Raw genomic sequence first — 18,515 nt, forward strand, 5'->3', positions numbered from 1 at the left:
GAAATTTACGCTTGGCAATCTAATGAAAGATAGCTTGCAAGTTTCCCGATGCGGCGTTGTACGCTCTCACCCTGCAAATCTTTATCGTCTCCGGTCAATTCCAGTTTGAGACATGTGCCATCAATGACGAGCCGCGAACGGCGCAATATCTCTTCACGCCCGCCGCTTAAACGCTGCCCTGCGCGAATGGCCAATCCCCAACCTATCGCCATGTCGAGCTCTTCATAAGAACAAAGCCGCTCATGGTTGGTGAAGCGCGAACTGCCGCCACCAAAGCTGGTATAAAGCGATTGCGCCAACATCGCTCGGCCGGTTGCATCAATGCCAACCCAATTGCCATGTAGAGCAACCTCTAATGCCCGTTCCGCACGGAAATCAGGGTTAGCCTGCCAGCCAATGTCTGACAAATGACATGCTGCTAATAATAGCCTTTTATAGCCTTTATCCAATGTTGGAAATGCGCCTAGCAACCAATCATAGAGCGCTGTGCCATCAGAGCCATGGCGCGATTGATAACGTCCGAAGCGGCGCGTCGAATCCAATAATGGGTCGATACGGCGCGTCGCTTCATCCATATTTTCAAACACCAGACCTTCGCGCAAACCATAGGACGACACGACGATGTGCGATGGTTGAAACAAAGATGTCACTGCCTGCAACAGCTGCGCTGCGTTAGACAATGTTGCAATTCGCGAACTGGCCAGTCGGGGAATAGCCCGCAAATCGTCGCGGCTACTGGCGATTACACGATCGACCAGCGGACCAATACGTTCCTTCGCGATATGGTAATTATGAAAGACCGTTAGCGGATAGCCCGTATCAAACATATCCACGCGCGCCAGTCCGCGCCAGCTTCCACCCACCACATAAAAAGGCAGTTGCTTGTCCATATCGGCCCATTCAGTGCCAGCGATCAAATCCGCAATATAGGATTGTATCTCTGCCTGCCCTTTGGCGATAAGCTGGTCGGACCGCAGCACACCAACAGGAAGAGAGATGGCTCTTTCTACTTTGCCGTTGCTGACGCGCGCTAATTCCAAGCTACCACCGCCCAAATCGCCAACAATGCCATCTGCTTCAATTATGGATGATAAAACGCCAGCCGCGGCGCTTTGTGCCTCCTCTGCCCCGCTTAATACCCGCATCTCAAAGCCGATTTCAGCGACTTTCGCTACAAATTCCGGCCCATTGCTTGCATCACGCACGGCTGCGGTTGCAACACAAATCACTTCACTCACGCCATAGCTGCTAAGCAGACGCGAAAAGCGGCGTATTGCTGTGAGCCCGCGTTCCATCGATTCAGGCTGCATTGCCCCCGTTTCAGCAAGCCCTGTCCCCAGACCCGCCATCACTTTCTCATTAAAAATCAACGCAGGGTTACGCCTTGGCCCAGCAAACACCACCAAACGGATGGAGTTGGAGCCAACATCTATAACCGCGATGCTATGGCTGCGTTTTTCAACCGGCTTGCGTTTTTTGCGAAACAGAAAGGAAACCGGATCAGCCATCGATGCGGACAGGTCTTTTCAGGCTTAACTTCGGCACACCATCACCATGCAGTGCCGCACCGCGACCTGAAAGCGATGGATTGGTCATGAAATAGCGATGCAGGTTAAACGGCTTGTCGCCCGAATGGACCCGTACATATTTGCCATCGCTGTTAAGCTCCCAGCTTTGTTGATTATCCAGCAGATTGGCGACCAGTACCTGTTGCAAAATCTGATCATGTACCGTCGAATTTTCTATCGGCAACATATATTCGACCCGGCGGTCAAAGTTGCGCGGCATCCAGTCTGCGGAGCTGATATAAAGCTGTGCCTGACGGTTCGGCAGCTGCTTGCCGTTACCAAATGCCCATATCCGGCTATGTTCGAGGAACCGGCCAATTACAGAGCGCACTCTGATATTATCAGACATGCCGGGGATTTGCGGTTTCAAACAGCATATGCCTCTAATGATAAGCTCTATCTGAACACCGGCATTGCTCGCCGTGTAAAGTTTCTCGATAATCATCGGGTCGACCAATGAGTTCATCTTCGCCCATATCGCGCCTGATTTGCCCGAACGCGCATTATCGATTTCCTGATCGATCAATTCCATCAAGCGTGCGCGCATATCACGCGGTGACATGGTGAGCAGCTCAAACTTCTCTGGTTCAACATAGCCAGTAATATAATTGAACAGCTGCGCTGCATCACGGCCAGCGCGCGGGTCAGCAGTGAAGAAGCTAATATCTGTGTAGATTTTGGCCGTTATCGGATGGTAATTGCCCGTGCCGAAATGGCAATATGTCCTATATCCCTCTGCCTCACGGCGCACGACCATGGAAATCTTGGCATGGGTTTTCCACTCTATAAAACCATAAACCACTTGCACACCGGCACGTTCCAGCGCGCTGGCCCAGAGCAGGTTTTGCTCTTCATCAAAGCGGGCTTTCAGTTCAACAACAGCGGTCACAGATTTTCCTGCTTCAGCAGCGTCGATCAACGCTTTGATAACGGCAGATTGCTTACCCGCACGGTACAATGTTTGCTTGATAGCGATGACGTCTGGATCGGCAGCGGCCTGTTGCAGGAATTCGATCACCACCTCAAAACTTTCATAAGGGTGGTGAACCACGATATCCTTGCTGCGAATGGCCGCAAAACAATCCCCACCATGATCCCTGATACGTTCGGGAAAACGCGGGGAATAGGCGGGGAATTTTAGATCAGGCCTGTCCTCATCAACAATTTCGCTCAAACTACCTATGCCGATAAAGCCGTCAATAATGGACTTGATAGCGCCGGGCGCCAGCAAAACATCGTCAAGGTCGCGGCCAATTACTGGGTCCAGATCGGCAGATACTTCCAACCGGATAACCTGACCGCGCCGGCGTCTTTTGATCGCGCTGCGGAAATAGCGCACCAGGTCTTCGGCCTCTTCCTCAACCTCAATATCGCTATCGCGGATGATGCGAAACAGCCCTGCATTGAGCATATCATAGCCGGGAAATAATTTTCCCGAAAAGCCAGTGATAACACTTTCCAGCGAGATATAGATTGCCTCTTCACCCGGAATACGGATCAAGCGCGGCATTGTTGGCGGCAACATGATCAGCTCGCGCACGGCATGGCCATCAGAGGCGCGGCGCAGATTGATAATCAGGCTGATGCCCTTATTCGGAATGAAGGGGAATGGATGTGCCGGGTCAAGCGCCTGCGGCGTTAGTACCGGGAAAATCTGTGTGGTGAAATGATTGTCCAGCCATGCAAAAGCCTCTGCCGACAAGTCATTGACTGTCTTTACGCAGATCCCACTCTCAGAGAGTTTTTCGCGCAATTCTTGCCAGACATTTTGCTGTCCGGCAGTCAGTTCCGCAACGCGTTTTTCAATCGCCACAAGTTGCTGTAATGGCGTGCGGCCATCTGCTGAACGCTCCTCAACGCCCTGCCCCAATTGGCCGACAAGACCGGCAACCCGCACCATATAAAACTCGTCCAGATTGTCACCGGATATAGAGAGGAAGCGCAGCCGTTCCAACAAAGGGTGTGCACCATTTTGCGCTTCTTGCAAAACACGCTCATTAAAGCCCAGCCAGCTTAGCTCTCTATTATTATAGCGTTTGGACGCTTCTTCATCAAAGCCATCCATCCTGTCTACACCGCCAACAGACGGAACATTGTCATCGTGAATCATGCGGCTCCATCCTCATGGTGCGTATATTGATCTATCAATTCGCCGATCACTTTAATGCCAATCGGCTTTTGATTGGCCAATGCCCAGACATTCAGCGCTTCGACAAGCCACATGATCCCGTCATAGCTGCGCTGGCATCTCATCGTTACAAAATCGGCCATGCGTTCCGTCACACTCAGCCCGCTTTGATAGCATAATTTCAGGAAAAGCGCGGTGACCATATCCTCATCTGGCGGTGCAATTATTATATTTTGCGATGCCTTAAGGCGCGATTTCAAATCGGGCAATTCTATATCATCAAAACCGCAACCAGCGCTGAATGAAAGCAGTATTGGCTGCCCCGATTGCTGCGCACTATTCCACATATGGAAGACATCGGCTTCATCTTTCTGATCCAGATCATCAACAAAGATGCCGCTGGACATTTGCGTGAAGACATTGCCCATAACTGTCTTGCCGGATTTTTCTGGTCCTTGAATAACCGCACTGCGATAGGGCCAATGCTGCCAGTTTTGCAGCATATCAGAAGCCTCTTTATTGCACGGTGTTACAATAAAATCATCAGAAGCCAATTGTGTAGAAAAAGGGAGCGGGATCTGTCCCATACAGCCTTATTGGCCTCCCCCACGTGATATCCGCAGGACATTGCCAGATTGTTGCACTTGCCATCCTCGCGATTCCAACGCTGCCTTTAGCTGATCCGCTGAGCCACTAAACGCTACATTCATAACCGAGGTTCCGCCAAGTGCTAGGCTGGACGTGCTGGCCGAGGCAACACCTGAAATGCCGCGAACCGAGCCCTCTGCAGATGATACAGCCGCAACGTCCGGCGTAGCATATTGCACACTAAAGCTGTTTACAGATGGCTGGACAGGTGCCGCTGGCGCATCATCGCCCCCACTGCTGGAGAGATCATCGCCATCATCGGTTTCAATCTCTTCTTCCAGTACTTCTTCTTCCAACTCTTCTTCATCAGTGCCATCATCGATGATTAGAGATGTGTCAGGACGCAACGCCCCACGCGCAAGAGCTTCACGGTAAATAGCGTCCATACGTTCAACGCCGCTGACCAGCATTTCATCAAGCGCTTCACCATTCGCAGCAGTCAGTTCAAAACTGCCAAGTTTCTTGCGATCCGGCCCAAACATTGCCGTGAAATAACCACGCACAGGACCATTAGGATACTGCCGCTGTAAACGCACAATCGGCACCAGCACATCAGCCGCGCCGAAATTGTCCAGAATAAGCCGCCACCAATTGCGATCACGCCGTCCGGTCTGACCAGCGGTGAGCAATAATGATTCAGAGCCTGCACCGCTTGGGCGGACATAATCAATGCTGCTATCTGCTGTGCGGAAATTGGCCCATGCTCTTTGCCATGGTGTCCGGCTTTCAAAGACCTGCTCACTGCCGCCGCTAATAAATACGGGGATCACCAGCATGGGTGCAGAGCGCAAACGCACGCCGCGTATTCCCAAAATTTGGCCTGTCCGCGCACGGTCAAACAAAATACCCAATGTCGCCACATAACGACGCGGACCGATTTGCTCTTGCTCGATCACAACACCGGATACAATATTGTTCAACCGGCTATCGCTCAGCGCCGGGGCTGCACCATTGCGATTTGTGGAGCGCCACAATTCGGCCCAACCGCGCCTTTGTGCCAGTTGCCAGCCTTTGCGCCGTGCTTCTTCAGCGCTCGCTCCAGTAATATTAACTTTGATACCCGAAACTTCAAAATCGCCGCTGCTGTTAATAGGGCTGATGCCGCGTTCGCTCTCAATCTGGGAATAGCCTGAACCAGACAAGCCAAGCATGGCCGCCAAGGCGACAATCATGGCAATTGGGTAAAGAGTATTACGAATCATCATATTCCTGTCGCCAGCTTTCGCGCAAATTACAGCATTTTTCCACCGGGAAAACACAATAGCATGCCAATAGCCGTTGGTTTATCGTGATAAAAGCGTTAGGCGCAGAAACCATGAACAGCAAGAGCGATAGCGATCAACCTGCAAATCCATATAGCTATGAAGCGGCAGGTGTTTCCATTGAACGGGGCAATGCACTGGTCCGCGCGATTGGGCCATTGGCCCGCTCGACCGCGCGTGCAGGGGCAGATGCTGACTTAGGCGGCTTTGGCGGGCTGTTTGATCTTAAAGCAGCTGGCTTTACTGACCCCATTTTGGTGGCCGCTAATGATGGTGTTGGCACGAAAGTAAAATTGGCTATCGAACATAATCGTCATGCTGGGATCGGCATCGACTTAGTGGCCATGTGCGTCAATGATCTGATCGTTCAGGGTGCGGAGCCATTATTCTTTCTCGATTATTTCGCCAGCGCCAAACTTGACAATGCTGTGGCAGAGCAAGTTGTCGCTAGCATTGCAGAAGGGTGCAAACAGGCAGGCTGCGCCCTAATAGGCGGCGAAACGGCTGAGATGCCCGGAATGTATGCCGATGGTGATTATGATCTTGCAGGTTTTTGCGTTGGCGCAGCAGAACGCGGTTCGCTTATCAACGGGTCAACCATTGCTCCGGGCGATGTAATTTTGGGATTGTCCTCATCCGGCATTCATTCCAACGGCTTTTCTCTGGTCCGCAAACTGGCAGAGGATAAGGGGTGGAAACTGCAACGCCCTGCCCTGTTTGACCATGAGAAATTGCTGATCGATGCCTTATTAGAGCCGACACGCATCTATGTAGCATCATTAATGCCGCTCTTGCGCGGTGGTAGCATCAAGGGTCTGGCCCATATTACTGGCGGCGGCTTGCTGGAGAATATTCCGCGCATATTGCCTGATAATGTGCATGCACAGGTTGATGCCGATAGCTGGTCATTGCCGCGCCTCATGGCATTTTTGCAGGCAGAGGGTCAGATTGAACCCATGGAAATGGCCCGCACGTTCAATTGCGGCATCGGCATGGCCATTGTCGTCGCGCCCGATAATGCGGCTGCGACCATAGCTTCTCTGCAAGAGGTTGGCGAAACCGTCCATCAAATCGGTGTGATTGAAGAAGGCGCAAAAGGGTGCACTGTTAGCAGCGCCTCCGGCAGTTGGAGCGCCCGTGAACCATGGAGCAGCACGCATAATGGCTAAAGCCCGTGTTGCTGTCATGATCTCCGGAGCGGGCAGCAACATGGCCGCCCTTTTGTTCGCGTCAAAACGTGAAGATTGCCCCTATGAAATTGTGCTGGTGGCCAGCAACAACCCTGATGCGCCGGGGCTTAATATTGCTGCGGCAGAAGGCATAGCAACCTTCGCCCGGTCCCACAAAAATATGCCGCGTGAAGACCATGATGCGCTGATGCATGCAGCATTGGTTGACGCAAAGACAGACTATGTTGCGCTGGCTGGCTATATGCGCGTCTTGAGCGACGAATTTGTGAACAAATGGCAGGACCGGATGCTGAATATCCACCCCAGCCTTTTGCCCAAATATAAAGGGCTGAATACGCACCAACGCGCCATAGATGCGGGTGATAGCCATGGCGGGGCTTCGGTACATCTGGTCACGCCTGAATTGGACGATGGGCCGGTCTTGGGGCAGATAAAGGTCGCCATATTGCCCAGTGACAATGCCGCAGCATTAGAAAGCCGCGTGCGCTATGCAGAGCACCAGCTTTACCCGCACATATTGGCCGAATATACAGGCCGCGAACACGATGCAGATTGGCTGCTACAAAAAGCCGATAGCCTCGCGCTTGCTCTGCCGCAAACCCATGCACGGCCAAGCCATGGTTCGCCGGGCTGGCGCGTTGGCAGTGAAAAAACAGGCAAATATTTTGCGCATTTCAGCACGCAGCATCATGGCAGCGATGCCATTGGCATCTTGGTCAAGACTAGCGGACCCGATGAGCTGGAAACATTGTGCGAAGAGCAGCCGGACATTTATTGGAAACCCGCTTATTACGGCGCATCAGGCTGGATAGGCCTGCGCCTAAACCGCAGCGGCGTTGATTGGGACCATGTCAGCGAATGGCTGGAGCGCAGCTGGCGCAGCGTCGCACCCAAAAGCCTAACCAAGCTAATGGATGCAGCGGACGCTTTCTAAAACAAAAAAGGCGCCCGTTTGCACGAGACGCCCTTTTTGAAAGAATTTAATGAACCGCTGAAACTAGCCAACAATCTCATCATTATTGAAGAAAAATGCGATTTCTATTGCCGCATTTTCCTCACTGTCTGAACCATGCACGGTGTTTTCACCAATGGACAGAGCGTGTGTTTTGCGGATGGTGCCTTCATCGGCATCCGCTGGATTGGTTGCGCCCATGATATCACGGTTGCGGGTCACAGCGTCTTCGCCTTCAAGCACTTGGACAACAACAGGCTCGCTCATCATAAAATCAACAAGCTCACCGAAAAAGGGGCGCTCTTTATGCACTGCGTAAAAGCCTTCGGCTTGTTCACGGCTCATATGAATACGCTTTGATGCAACAACGCGCAGGCCAGCTTCTTCCAGCATCTGTGTGACAGCGCCGGTCAGGTTGCGACGGGTAGCATCAGGTTTAATGATCGAAAATGTGCGGGTTAGTGCCATTGGGGATACTCCAGAATATATTTGATTTCGCGCGGGCCTTTACCGCTGCTTGAGCGCGTACGCAAGCCGCAAAATATCGCGCTAAATCTAACAGGCTGATTTTACTACGCAGACAGCCATTATATTAGGCCTTAGCAATAAGCATTGCAGCGGTGCTAGCCTGCCTCAATCCACCGCCGACCTTCCTGACGCCAATAGTGGCGCGTGATGCCATCCTGATCTTTTAGAGATTTCCAGCTTTGCCGGGCTTCATCAATATGGTCCGGCGCAAATAGATAGAAAATACGTTCCAGCCTATAAGCGCCCTGCAGCATATCAGGGCGCCATTTGCTATCGGCAATGACCAGAAATTGTGCCCCATTGGCAAAAGCCTGCGGCGCATCTGGCGCATCGGGAAAGAGCAATATTGGCTGGCGGGCATCATTGTCTCCGCCAGCAATATCATGAGCCAGAAAACTTTCCGCCTTGCGCGTCCATAGCTGGTCAGAAATATTGTCCCTGAGCAGCTCTTCGCTCGCAATAACGGCCAGCCTATTGCCTGCCTCCAACGTTTTTTCCGCCAGAACAGGCAACAGTTTTTCCGCTGGATCGCGCGTCAACTGATAGAAATCGACCCGCATGAGAACAAATCAATCCTGTTCAAAATGCGTGGCGACCAACCTGTTCAGCAAGCGCACGCCATAGCCGGTGGCACCCTTGCCCCAAACATGGCCTGGCTTATCCGCCCAGACCATACCTGCAATATCGAGGTGCGCCCATTTAACGTCTTTTTGGATGAACCGCTGCAAAAACTGTCCCGCAGTAATCGAACCAGCCTGACGCGGCCCAGAATTTTTAATATCTGCAATGGGGGAATCAATCAGCTTGTCATAATGCGCGCCCAGCGGCATCCGCCACAATGGATCACCTTCTTCTGCACCAGCGTCCGTCAGCATAGTGGACAACCCGTCATCGTTGCTGAACAACCCACCATGCTCATGGCCAAGCGCCACGATCATCGCGCCTGTTAAAGTTGCCAGATTGACAACATATTCCGGCTTATATTCCTCTTGTGCCCAGTGCAGCGCATCACATAGCACCAGCCGCCCTTCTGCATCGGTATTGATGACTTCAACCGTCTGGCCGGACATAGTGGTCACAACATCGCCTGGACGCTGCGCATTGCCATCAGGCATATTTTCGACCAGCCCGCAAATGCCAATCACATCGGCTTTCGCCTTACGCCCTGCAAGCGCCTTCATCGCGCCGGCAACCGCGCCTGCGCCGCCCATATCCCATTTCATAGCTTCCATACCAGCCGCAGGTTTGATGGAAATTCCGCCTGTATCAAAGGTAACACCCTTACCAACCAGAACCAGCGGGCGGCCATTATCATTCTCAGCGCCTTTCCAGCGCATCACCAGCAGACGCGGCGGCCGAACGGAACCCTGAGCCACACCCAAAAGAGCACCCATGCCCAATTTCGTCATCTCGTCCTCGTCTAATACGGTAATTTCCACGCCTAATTCTGCCAAATGCGCGCACCGATCGACAAATGATTCTGGGTAAATGATATTGGCTGGCTCAGCGACCAATTCGCGCGTCAGGAATACGCCTTGTGCAATCGCATGAGCTTCATCCCAAAGCGGTGCCAGATCAGCACCTCCGCCCGACAGCGAAATAGTCGTAAGGCTTGGCAATGCTTCTTTCGGTTTTGTCGTATGATATCGATCCATCCGCCAGCTGCGCAAATAGGCACCGGTCAATAGACTTGCCAAGGCCGCGTCATCCAGCTTGGTCGGTGAAGTATCTGCCACAATGCGAATATCAGTAACACCGGATGTCAGATATTTTGCAGTAAGCGCCGCACCGGCTTTTTCCAGTTTCAACTTTGTGCGCTTCTCTCCGCCTATGCCAAGCAGAATGACACGATGGGCTTCGCCCTCACCAGCACCATCAACAAAAGTTTCAAACACATCACCTGGATTGCCACGAAAACGCGATTGTGCAGCAGCTGCCAAAACAGTGTGTGCAGGAAAGTCGCCCAAATTGCTGACGCCCATATCGGATGGCGACAATAAGAAGCAGGTGACAGAAGGGGCAGTTTGTTCAGGGTTTATGGAAATTTGCATGACATTTTCTCCGGTCACAAAATAGATAGTATCTGGGCACTTGCTTGGCGATATTGGGTTATCAACTCGCTAGGCAGGGAATATGGGAACGAATCTCAAAATTTCACTGTCCGACTATCCCGCTTTCATGTCTCTGTCCAATTTTTCACTCTTTGCCTTTTGCGAACATTGTGCAAGAGACGGTCGAAAGGCAGATATATGAGTCCGGTACAAACATTTTCCCCAACTCCAGATGATTGGAAGGTCTCGACCGAGGCCTGTATGGCCGTGCGGAAAATGGTGCGGCAGATGCTTTGCGGCGCAACCTGCATCGTTCCTGCCCTGCTGCTTGGTTCAGAAGCATATGCCTATCAACCAGATGCAGAGGTCTTTTCAGGCCAATCAACGCCAGAAAAATTGCAAACAAAGCAAAAAGATGGGCCGCAAGATCAAGAAACTTCTGATCCAAAACCCTTAGAACAGACAGGGCAACAGCCCAATAATGACGCAATCGATACAATGATCCGCGAAAATGTTCTGAATGGTCGTCAAATCGACTTTTCAGCGGAGACCATCCGTTATGATGATCCCTCGCAAACTGTCACAGCGACGGGCGACGTTATTTTGCGCAGTGGTAGTCAGTTTATCCGTGCAGAGCAAATCGTCTGGAAGCGTGATACAGGCGATATCAGAGCAATTGGTGCCGTACGGATTATTTCTGAAGATGGCTCTGTGGTATATGGCGAAGATATCCAGCTGACCGAAGATATTCGCGATGCTGCCATCGAGAATATCTTACTCGTTCTGGCAGAAGGCGGGCGTATCGTTGCCAATCGCGGAACCCGCAGCAATGGCGTGGTCACGCTTAACGAAGCAACCTATGCGCCGTGCTTGCCCGATGATGATGTCTGCGCAGATTCGCCAAGTTGGCAGATTAGAGCGGTGCGCGTTGTTTATGATCCTGACCGCAAAAAAGTTTATTATGATGGCGCGCGCCTAGAGCTTTTTGGCTTACCTCTTATCCCACTGCCCGGGCTTAACCACCCTATAGATGCCGATAGCCGATCAGGGCTGCTGGTCCCGAACATTCGTTTAAGCGCGGCCAATGGGGCAGAATATTCACAACCTTATTATTTTGCGCTGGCACCCAATCGCGACCTTACAACCAGTCTCAGTGTATTCAGCTCAGTACTGCCTCTTATCAGTGCACGTTATCGCGCGCTGACCGAAGATGGCGCCTATCAGGTCAGCGGCTATGCCACTGCCAGTACACCTATACCTGTTGGACAAACATCTGCTGTTGAAGAAAATACCCAGTTTCGCGGTTATTTTGATGCCAATGGCCGGTTTCAGCTGGACGAAAACTGGCAATTAAGTGGTTCAGTACGGGTTGCAACTGACCGGACATTCTTAAGGCGTTATGATATCAGTCGTGATGACCGCCTGCGCTCTAACATCCAAGCAGAACGCACTGATGATGACAGTTATTTGGCCGTCAGTGCTTGGGGTACGCAAACGCTGCGCATTAACGATCCGCAAGGACAAGTGCCGGTCGCTCTGCCAATCATTGATTATCGCAAAAGACTGGATAACAAGTTTTTGGGCGGAAAGACGGAAGTGCGGCTCAACAGCCTCGCCATCACGCGCTTTGATGGACAGGATACCCAACGCGCATTTGCATCCGTGCGATGGGATATGCGCAAAGTTACCCCGGGCGGTCAATTACTTACACTAACGGCCTATGGCCGCGGTGACCTTTATAACAGTCGGCAAAATGGGCAGACCTCGACATTAATTTATCAAGGCTTACCCGGCTTTCAAGCTCGGGCCACAGGATCTTTAGCAGCGGACCTGCAATGGCCTTTTGTTGGCAAGGCTTTTGGCGGCACCCAAACCATAACACCGCGCGTCCAGCTTGTTGCCACTTCGCCAACGTCAAATCTGGATATCCCCAATGAGGACAGCAGGGCCATCGAGCTGGAAGATAACAATATCTTCGCCTTGAACCGATTGCCGGGATTTGACCGAATAGAAGATGGTGCGCGCATTGTTTATGGCTTTGATTGGCAATTGCGTCGGCCAGGTTGGCAAATTGATACAACTGTTGGGCAAAGCTACCGACTCAATGATAAATCCAGCGTCATTCCTAACGGGACTGGCCTTGGACAGAGAACATCGGATGTCGTTGGCCGCGCGCAGGTGCGGTTCCGTGACTTTGTCCAATTCACCCACCGTTTCCGGCTCGACAAAAGCAATTTGCGTGTACGGCGCAACGAGATTGACGCTACTATCGGGTCGCGCCGCACCTATGGGCAAATAGGGTATTTGCGGCTTAATCGTGATATTGGCCCAGAGATTGAGGATTTGCAGGATCGCGAAGAGTTTCGCGTCGCTGGCCGTTTGCAGGTCAATAAATATTGGTCTGTGTTCGGTTCAGGCAATTTCGATCTTACAGATGCAGAAGAAGATCCACTAAACTTTTCTGACGGATTCGAACCGATCAGGACACGTTTGGGCGTCGCATATGACGATGCTTATATATCGCTCGGTCTTACGTGGCGGCGCGATTTTATTGCGACAGGCGATGCTCAAAGAGGAAACACCTTTCTCTTCCGCTTTGCCCTGCGAAACCTAGGGCTCTAAGCTCTGCATATATGATGCAATATGTTTCGCAGCAATATTGCCTCGCCGCTTGGCATTCCATGTAATTATCGTTAATGAAGCGTCAGAAACTCAGCTTGTGTTCAGCGAATTTTATCTATGACGCAGTTTTGAACGTTGGAAATATATACTCATCATATGGTAAATAACATGAAGAATATTCGAATTTTGACCCGCAGCGGTCTTGCTGCCATGGCCGCACTTATATCATTGCCAACTGGCAGTGTGGCGCAGACCGTCGCTGACGAATCTACACCGACTGCTCGGCTCAACATCCCCGAAAACGTTACAGTCTTTGCTAAGGACGATCCCAATGCACGCCGTGCAACAGCTATCGTTAATGGTGAGATTATAACTGGCACAGATATTGATCACCGCCTTGCACTGCTGCTTGCATCTAATGAAGGGCAATTGAGTCAAGATGAATTAAATGGTTTGCGCCTTCAGGTATTGCGCAATCTAATTGACGAAACACTGCAAATTCAAGAAGCACAATCTAATGATATAGCCATTGATTCCGCGCAAATCGAAGACACATACCGCCGTGTTGCACAAAGTAACTTCCGCACCGACACTAATGCACTCGATAAATTCCTTAGAGAAAACGGCTCATCTCCTGCCAGCCTGAAGCGGCAAATTCACGGCGAGCTAGCATGGTCACGCGTCGTTGACCGCAATATCGGCAGCCAGACCAATGTTTCAGAAGAACAAGTCAATGGCATTATTGCCCGCTTGTTGGCATCAAAAGGCCAAGATGAGTATAATGTCGCAGAAATTTATCTTTCGGCCACACCTAATAATTCTGCGGAAATTTTTGAAAATGGCCGCCGAATTATTCAGCAAATTCAGCAAGGTGGCAATTTCGCCGCTTATGCGCAGCAATGGTCCGAGGCATCAACAGCGCCTCAAGGCGGACGCCTTGGTTGGATCAGACCTGGACTATTACCAGCCCAACTTTCCCAAGCAGCGCAGAGCATGGCCGTTGGGCAAATTGCAGGCCCCATTGAGATTCCAGGCGGCTTTTCCATTCTGTATCTTATAGATAAACGCAAAATTGCTGCCCCTGACCCTCGCAATGCGCGGCTAAACCTCAAACAACTGGCAATTAGCTTTCCAGACGGAACGAGCGAAGCACAAGCAACTCAAATAGCCTCTGGCTTCTCCTCGGCGATTGCCACCATCAGAGGCTGCGGGGATGCGGATCGTATTGCAGCGGAATTGGGCGCAACCGTAACCAGTAATGACGGTATCTTGGTCAAAGACCTTCCTCCACAATTACAGCAAACCATGCTAACTTTGTCTATTGGCGAAGCCTCACAACCCTTTGGTTCGGTTGAGCAAGGTGTCCGCACACTCGTGCTATGTGGCCGTGATGATCCGCAAGCGACCAATGTTCCAAGCGTCGAAGAAATGATGGCACGAATGGAAGAGGAAAAAATCACCAAACGTGCGCAAATCTATCTGCGCGATTTGCGGCGCGATGCCATAATCTCTTATAATTGAACGAGGGCAATATCCTCTCCAATCCGGTCTTTGCTGTTTCGTCCGGTGATCCGGCAGGCATAGGCCCAGAGATTCTGATTAAATCCTGGCAAGCCCGGCAGGAGCAGGGCTTGCCGGAGTTTTTTGTAATTGGCGATGTCCAAACTTTTGATGCCATCGCGCCCGGCATCACACAGCCAATTTCAAGCCCGGAAGAAGCGCGAAACGTTTTCGCGACCAAATTGCCAATATTGCAAGTTCATACATGCACGGACTTTACGCTTGGCCAGCCCAATGAAAGCTCTTCACAATGCGCCCTTCAAGCATTGGAATTGGCTGTCGGCCTTGCGCGTTCAGGCCGCGTCGATGGCATGGTCACAGGGCCGGTCTCCAAAGATGGTCTACACAATGTCGGCTTCACTCATCCCGGTCAGACAGAATTTGTCGCTGAACGGTGCGGCGTAGCGCGTGAAAATGCGAATATGATGCTGGCTGGCCCATCGTTAAAAGTTGTGCCCATAACTGTGCATATTCCCCTTCGTGAAATAGCTGCACAGCTCACAGCAGATCTTATCACTGCCCGCGTAAGAGCCGTTGCCAAAGCCATGCACCGCAATTTCGGCATTGCGAAACCCTGTATTGCCGTTGCCGGTCTAAACCCGCATGCCGGCGAAAATGGCCGAATGGGCCAAGAAGAAAAACTGATTATCTCCCCTGCCCTCGATATCTTACGTGACGAAGGCTATGATATTGACGGTCCATTGGCAGCCGACAGCATGTTCCACAAAGCTGCCCGTGAAAATTACGATGTCGCCCTTTGCCAATATCATGACCAGGCCCTTATCCCTTTGAAGACGCTCGACTTTGACGATGGTGTAAATATGACGCTTGGTCTACCGATTATCAGAGCATCGCCGGATCATGGCACCGCTTTCGGTATTGCCGGGCAAAATATAGCCAATCCACAATCCATGATTTCTGCTTTGAAGATGGCGCAGCATGTACGGCAATTCCGTCTGAAATATGATGCAGAAATGCTCTGATCACGCTATCAGCATTGCTATGACAAATTTGCCGCCCTTACGCGAAACCATCGCGCAATATGGATTGCAGGCAAAAAAGGCATTGGGCCAAAATTTCCTGCTCGACGAAAAGCTGCTCGCTCGCATTGCCGCACTGGCAGGTGATTTAAAAGGTCAGCGCATCGTCGAAATTGGCCCGGGTCCAGGCGGGCTTAGCAGAGCGATATTGCGCGCTGGCGGCCGCCTTACCGCTATCGAACGCGACGAACGTTGCCTGCCTGCACTCAATGAGTTGCAAAATACTTTCCCGGGACAATTGAGCATCATTTCCGGCGATGCGATGCAGATTTCTCTAACCAATCATGTACAGGTGCCATTCCATATCATGGCCAACTTGCCCTATAATATTGGGACCGCTTTGTTGGTAAACTGGCTCACCAGCGCCAATTGGCAGCCAGATTGGCAATCACTGACTCTGATGTTCCAGCGTGAGGTTGCAGAACGGATTGTCGCAAAACCCGGTGACAAGGCCTATGGTCGGCTGTCTGTGCTTAGCCAATGGCGGTGCGATGCCCAGCTGGCCATGAAAGTCCATCGCAGTGCTTTTACTCCGCCGCCCAAAATTATGTCCGCCGTGGTTTATATCACTCCCAAAGAAGCCCCACAGGGTGTTAAAAGCGATATACTACAAATGATTACCGCTGCAGCATTTGGGCAACGCCGCAAAATGTTGCGCCAAAGCCTACGCAGTGTCACGGGCGCTCTCAATGCTCTGGAAAGCTGTGATATTGATCCGCAACGCCGCGCGGAGACAGTATCGGTCGCGGAATATATTGCCCTTGCCAGAACGCTCAGTGAAGCGGTGTAAGGTTTAGGCTTTCGCTTTATATTCCTGACGAAAACGGTGTAGCAACGGCTCTGTATACCCACTTGGCTGTTCGCGCCCTGCAAATATTAACGCGCAGGCCGCATCAAATGCCAGACTATTCTTAAGGTCATCTGTCATGGGCTTATAAAGCGGATCACCTGCATTTTGCTCATCAACCTTTGCAGCCATACGCCGCAGTGTTTCCATAACCTGATCGCGGGTACACAGGCCATGATGCAACCAATTGGCAATATGCTGTGAGGAGATACGCAAAGTAGCGCGGTCTTCCATCAGGCCGATATCATTAATATCAGGCACTTTGGAGCAGCCCACACCATGATCAATCCAGCGCACAACATAGCCGAGCAAGCCTTGCGCATTATTATCTAACTCATGCTGAATGGCATCAGCCGATAAACCCTTTGCATTACATAATGGCAGGGTGAGCAGCGCATCCAGCGATGGCGTAGCTTTTTTCGCAACTTCTTGCTGATGCGCAAAAACATCGACCTGATGATAATGCATGGCGTGCAATGTCGCTGCCGTTGGGCTTGGCACCCAAGCCGTATTGGCACCGGTCAAAGGATGGCCTATTTTCTGTTCCATCATATCCGCCATCTTGTCCGGCGCTGCCCACATGCCCTTGCCGATTTGCGCCGTGCCGGAGAGACCACAGGCCAGACCTATCGCGACATTACGATCTTCATAGGCGTTGATCCACGGCTCCTGCTTCATCGCGCCTTTGGGCATAACAGCCCCTGCCTGCATGATAGTGTGTATCTCGTCACCTGTACGGTCCAGAAAGCCCGTATTGATAAACACAATGCGTTCTTTCACAGCGTGTATGCAGGCTGCCAAATTGGCGGACGTCCGGCGCTCCTCATCCATAACACCAATTTTCATGCTATAGCGATCCAGCCCCAGTGCATCCTCAATCGCATTAAAGCAGCGATGCGAAAATGCACATTCCTCTGGGCCATGCATTTTCGGCTTTACGATATAGATGGAGCCGTGCCGACTATTGCCAAATTGGCCTAATCCGCGAACATCATGGCTGCTAATCGTAGCAGTGAACCAGCCGTCCAATAATCCTTCAGGGGCTTCACTGCCATCAGCTAGCAAAACCGCCGGATTGGTCATCAAATGGCCAACATTACGAACAAATAACAGACTGCGACCGGGCAGTGAAAATACGTCACCATGCGCATCTTCATAATGGCGATCAGCATTCAAAGTACGATGCATAGTCTCCCCACCTTTTTGAAAGGCAGAGGACAAATCACCGCATATAAGTCCAAACCAGTTACGATATGCCGTCAGCTTATCTTCACCGTCAACTGCTGCGACCGAGTCTTCCATATCCACAATAGTGGTGAGCGCGGCCTCTAGATGGACATCAGCAATATGCGCAGGGTCGGTCTTGCCTATCGGGTGCGCGGGGTCGATAATAATTTCTATATGTAAGCCATTATGATGGAAGAGATAATTATCCCCTCGTCTGCCGACAAAAGCCTCTGGGTCGGACAATGGCAAATCACCACCCTGCCAATCGTGCCATGACATGGCTTTTAGAGGTAATATATCGTCCAAAAACTCCCGCACGCGTTTGATAACCGCTGCGCCGCGCTGAGTGTCATAGCCGCCCGGTTGGGCTGGTGCCGCATCTAAAGCATCCGTGCCGTAAAAAGCGTCATATAGGCTACCCCAACGCGCATTCGCTGCATTTAGTACAAACCGGTCATTGAGCGAAGGCACAACAAGTTGCGGCCCTGCCAAATGTGCAATTTCCGCATCAACATGATCAGTCGTAATCGCAAATTCTGCTGGTTCATCAACCAAATAGCCAATATCTTTCAACATTGCCTGATAGGCATTTTGGTCTTTAACGGGACCAGGATTTTCTGCGTGCCAGCTATCCAATTTTTGCTGAATATTTTCCCGCTTGGTGAGCAGCGCTGCATTCTCGGGAGCAAATGTCTCCAAATAATGCGCAAAATCTAACCAGTAACTGTCCGCTGTAATCTCCAACGGCGGCAGCACAGTGTCTTCAAAAAACGCCACCATTGGCGCATAGATTTTCAGGCCCGCGCGTTCGGTATAGTTTGCTGGAATGTTGGTCATATCGGCTCCCGGCTCGCATCAATGGCGAAGTTATAATCATGGTTTTTCCGGGGGA

Annotated in this window: 14 protein-coding genes; 6 read left to right on the forward strand and 8 right to left on the reverse strand. The window is 51.4% G+C overall.

Annotated elements, in window-relative coordinates; translation table 11 throughout:
• Positions 1-5: 5 nt before the first annotated feature.
• The 4 genes from ACR9YC_RS08160 to ACR9YC_RS08175 are packed head-to-tail and all read right to left on the reverse strand — an operon-like array spanning position 6 to position 5,549.
• Positions 6-1,508 (reverse strand): Ppx/GppA phosphatase family protein, encoded by a 1,503-nt coding sequence (locus ACR9YC_RS08160; protein WP_438726166.1) that lies wholly within the window; start codon positions 1,506-1,508, stop codon positions 6-8.
• A complete protein-coding gene (locus ACR9YC_RS08165) occupies positions 1,501-3,633 on the reverse strand; it encodes an RNA degradosome polyphosphate kinase (protein ID WP_438731707.1) in 2,133 nt (710 codons plus the stop codon). The genes ACR9YC_RS08160 and ACR9YC_RS08165 overlap by 8 nt, the downstream gene beginning before the upstream one ends.
• 41 nt (positions 3,634-3,674) lie before the next feature.
• On the reverse strand, positions 3,675-4,283 hold the full coding sequence (locus ACR9YC_RS08170) for a hypothetical protein (RefSeq protein ID WP_438726168.1): 609 nt from the start codon (positions 4,281-4,283) through the stop codon (positions 3,675-3,677).
• A 6-nt stretch (positions 4,284-4,289) separates the two neighbouring features.
• A complete protein-coding gene (locus ACR9YC_RS08175) occupies positions 4,290-5,549 on the reverse strand; it encodes a heavy-metal-associated domain-containing protein (protein ID WP_438726170.1) in 1,260 nt (419 codons plus the stop codon).
• Positions 5,550-5,659: 110 nt separating this feature from the next.
• Here ACR9YC_RS08175 and purM point away from each other — a divergent pair, with 110 nt between their 5' ends.
• Positions 5,660-6,775: a phosphoribosylformylglycinamidine cyclo-ligase gene (purM, locus tag ACR9YC_RS08180; protein WP_438726172.1), complete on the forward strand. Its 1,116-nt coding sequence runs from the start codon at positions 5,660-5,662 to the stop codon at positions 6,773-6,775.
• Positions 6,768-7,730 (forward strand): phosphoribosylglycinamide formyltransferase, encoded by a 963-nt coding sequence (purN, locus tag ACR9YC_RS08185; RefSeq protein WP_438726175.1) that lies wholly within the window; start codon positions 6,768-6,770, stop codon positions 7,728-7,730. The genes purM and purN overlap by 8 nt, the downstream gene beginning before the upstream one ends.
• Before the next feature lie 63 nt (positions 7,731-7,793).
• Here the strand turns inward: purN and ndk are convergent, their stop codons facing one another.
• The 3 genes from ndk to ACR9YC_RS08200 form a co-directional block, all read right to left on the reverse strand.
• Positions 7,794-8,216 carry a nucleoside-diphosphate kinase gene (gene ndk, locus ACR9YC_RS08190; RefSeq protein ID WP_438726177.1) on the reverse strand — a complete coding sequence of 141 codons (423 nt, stop codon included), beginning with the start codon at positions 8,214-8,216 and terminating at the stop codon, positions 7,794-7,796.
• Positions 8,217-8,371: 155 nt separating this feature from the next.
• Positions 8,372-8,836, reverse strand: a complete 465-nt coding sequence (locus ACR9YC_RS08195; protein ID WP_438726179.1) for a DNA polymerase III subunit chi — start codon at positions 8,834-8,836, stop codon at positions 8,372-8,374.
• Between the two features lie 9 nt (positions 8,837-8,845).
• Entirely contained in the window at positions 8,846-10,327 is a 1,482-nt protein-coding gene (locus tag ACR9YC_RS08200) for a leucyl aminopeptidase (RefSeq protein ID WP_438726182.1), read from the reverse strand.
• Positions 10,328-10,525: 198 nt separating this feature from the next.
• On the opposite strand from ACR9YC_RS08200, the gene ACR9YC_RS08205 reads away from it, so the two are divergent.
• The 4 genes from ACR9YC_RS08205 to rsmA all read left to right on the forward strand — a co-directional run bounded on the left by ACR9YC_RS08205 (position 10,526) and on the right by rsmA (position 16,339).
• Complete coding sequence (locus tag ACR9YC_RS08205) at positions 10,526-12,949, forward strand: LPS-assembly protein LptD (RefSeq protein WP_438726185.1); 2,424 nt, start codon at positions 10,526-10,528, stop codon at positions 12,947-12,949.
• A gap of 168 nt (positions 12,950-13,117) precedes the next feature.
• Positions 13,118-14,470, forward strand: a complete 1,353-nt coding sequence (locus ACR9YC_RS08210; RefSeq protein ID WP_438726187.1) for a peptidylprolyl isomerase — start codon at positions 13,118-13,120, stop codon at positions 14,468-14,470.
• Positions 14,467-15,492 carry a 4-hydroxythreonine-4-phosphate dehydrogenase PdxA gene (pdxA, locus tag ACR9YC_RS08215; RefSeq protein ID WP_438726190.1) on the forward strand — a complete coding sequence of 342 codons (1,026 nt, stop codon included), beginning with the start codon at positions 14,467-14,469 and terminating at the stop codon, positions 15,490-15,492. Before ACR9YC_RS08210 ends, pdxA begins: the two co-directional genes overlap by 4 nt.
• 19 nt (positions 15,493-15,511) lie before the next feature.
• Positions 15,512-16,339, forward strand: a complete 828-nt coding sequence (gene rsmA, locus ACR9YC_RS08220) for a 16S rRNA (adenine(1518)-N(6)/adenine(1519)-N(6))-dimethyltransferase RsmA (RefSeq protein WP_438726192.1) — start codon at positions 15,512-15,514, stop codon at positions 16,337-16,339.
• A gap of 3 nt (positions 16,340-16,342) precedes the next feature.
• Here rsmA and ACR9YC_RS08225 read toward each other — a convergent pair whose 3' ends face one another.
• Positions 16,343-18,460, reverse strand: coding sequence for a malate synthase G (locus ACR9YC_RS08225; protein ID WP_438726194.1), 2,118 nt, complete (start codon positions 18,458-18,460; stop codon positions 16,343-16,345).
• Between the last annotated feature and the right edge of the window lie 55 nt (positions 18,461-18,515).

The sequence above is a fragment of the Parasphingorhabdus sp. DH2-15 genome (assembly GCF_051668705.1).
GTDB lineage: Bacteria > Pseudomonadota > Alphaproteobacteria > Sphingomonadales > Sphingomonadaceae > Alterisphingorhabdus.

Bases quoted from the DNA above. Each gene is read 5' to 3' on its own strand.
- ACR9YC_RS08160 (WP_438726166.1), bottom strand. From the start codon at position 1,508: ATGGCTGATCCGGTTTCCTTTCTGTTTCGCAAAAAACGCAAGCCGGTT.
- ACR9YC_RS08165 (WP_438731707.1), bottom strand. From the start codon at position 3,633: ATGGATGGCTTTGATGAAGAAGCGTCCAAACGCTATAATAATAGAGAG.
- ACR9YC_RS08170 (WP_438726168.1), bottom strand. From the start codon at position 4,283: ATGGGACAGATCCCGCTCCCTTTTTCTACACAATTGGCTTCTGATGAT.
- ACR9YC_RS08175 (WP_438726170.1), bottom strand. From the start codon at position 5,549: ATGATGATTCGTAATACTCTTTACCCAATTGCCATGATTGTCGCCTTG.
- purM (WP_438726172.1), top strand. From the start codon at position 5,660: ATGAACAGCAAGAGCGATAGCGATCAACCTGCAAATCCATATAGCTAT.
- purN (WP_438726175.1), top strand. From the start codon at position 6,768: ATGGCTAAAGCCCGTGTTGCTGTCATGATCTCCGGAGCGGGCAGCAAC.
- ndk (WP_438726177.1), bottom strand. From the start codon at position 8,216: ATGGCACTAACCCGCACATTTTCGATCATTAAACCTGATGCTACCCGT.
- ACR9YC_RS08195 (WP_438726179.1), bottom strand. From the start codon at position 8,836: ATGCGGGTCGATTTCTATCAGTTGACGCGCGATCCAGCGGAAAAACTG.
- ACR9YC_RS08200 (WP_438726182.1), bottom strand. From the start codon at position 10,327: ATGCAAATTTCCATAAACCCTGAACAAACTGCCCCTTCTGTCACCTGC.
- ACR9YC_RS08205 (WP_438726185.1), top strand. From the start codon at position 10,526: ATGAGTCCGGTACAAACATTTTCCCCAACTCCAGATGATTGGAAGGTC.
- ACR9YC_RS08210 (WP_438726187.1), top strand. From the start codon at position 13,118: ATGAAGAATATTCGAATTTTGACCCGCAGCGGTCTTGCTGCCATGGCC.
- rsmA (WP_438726192.1), top strand. From the start codon at position 15,512: ATGACAAATTTGCCGCCCTTACGCGAAACCATCGCGCAATATGGATTG.
- ACR9YC_RS08225 (WP_438726194.1), bottom strand. From the start codon at position 18,460: ATGACCAACATTCCAGCAAACTATACCGAACGCGCGGGCCTGAAAATC.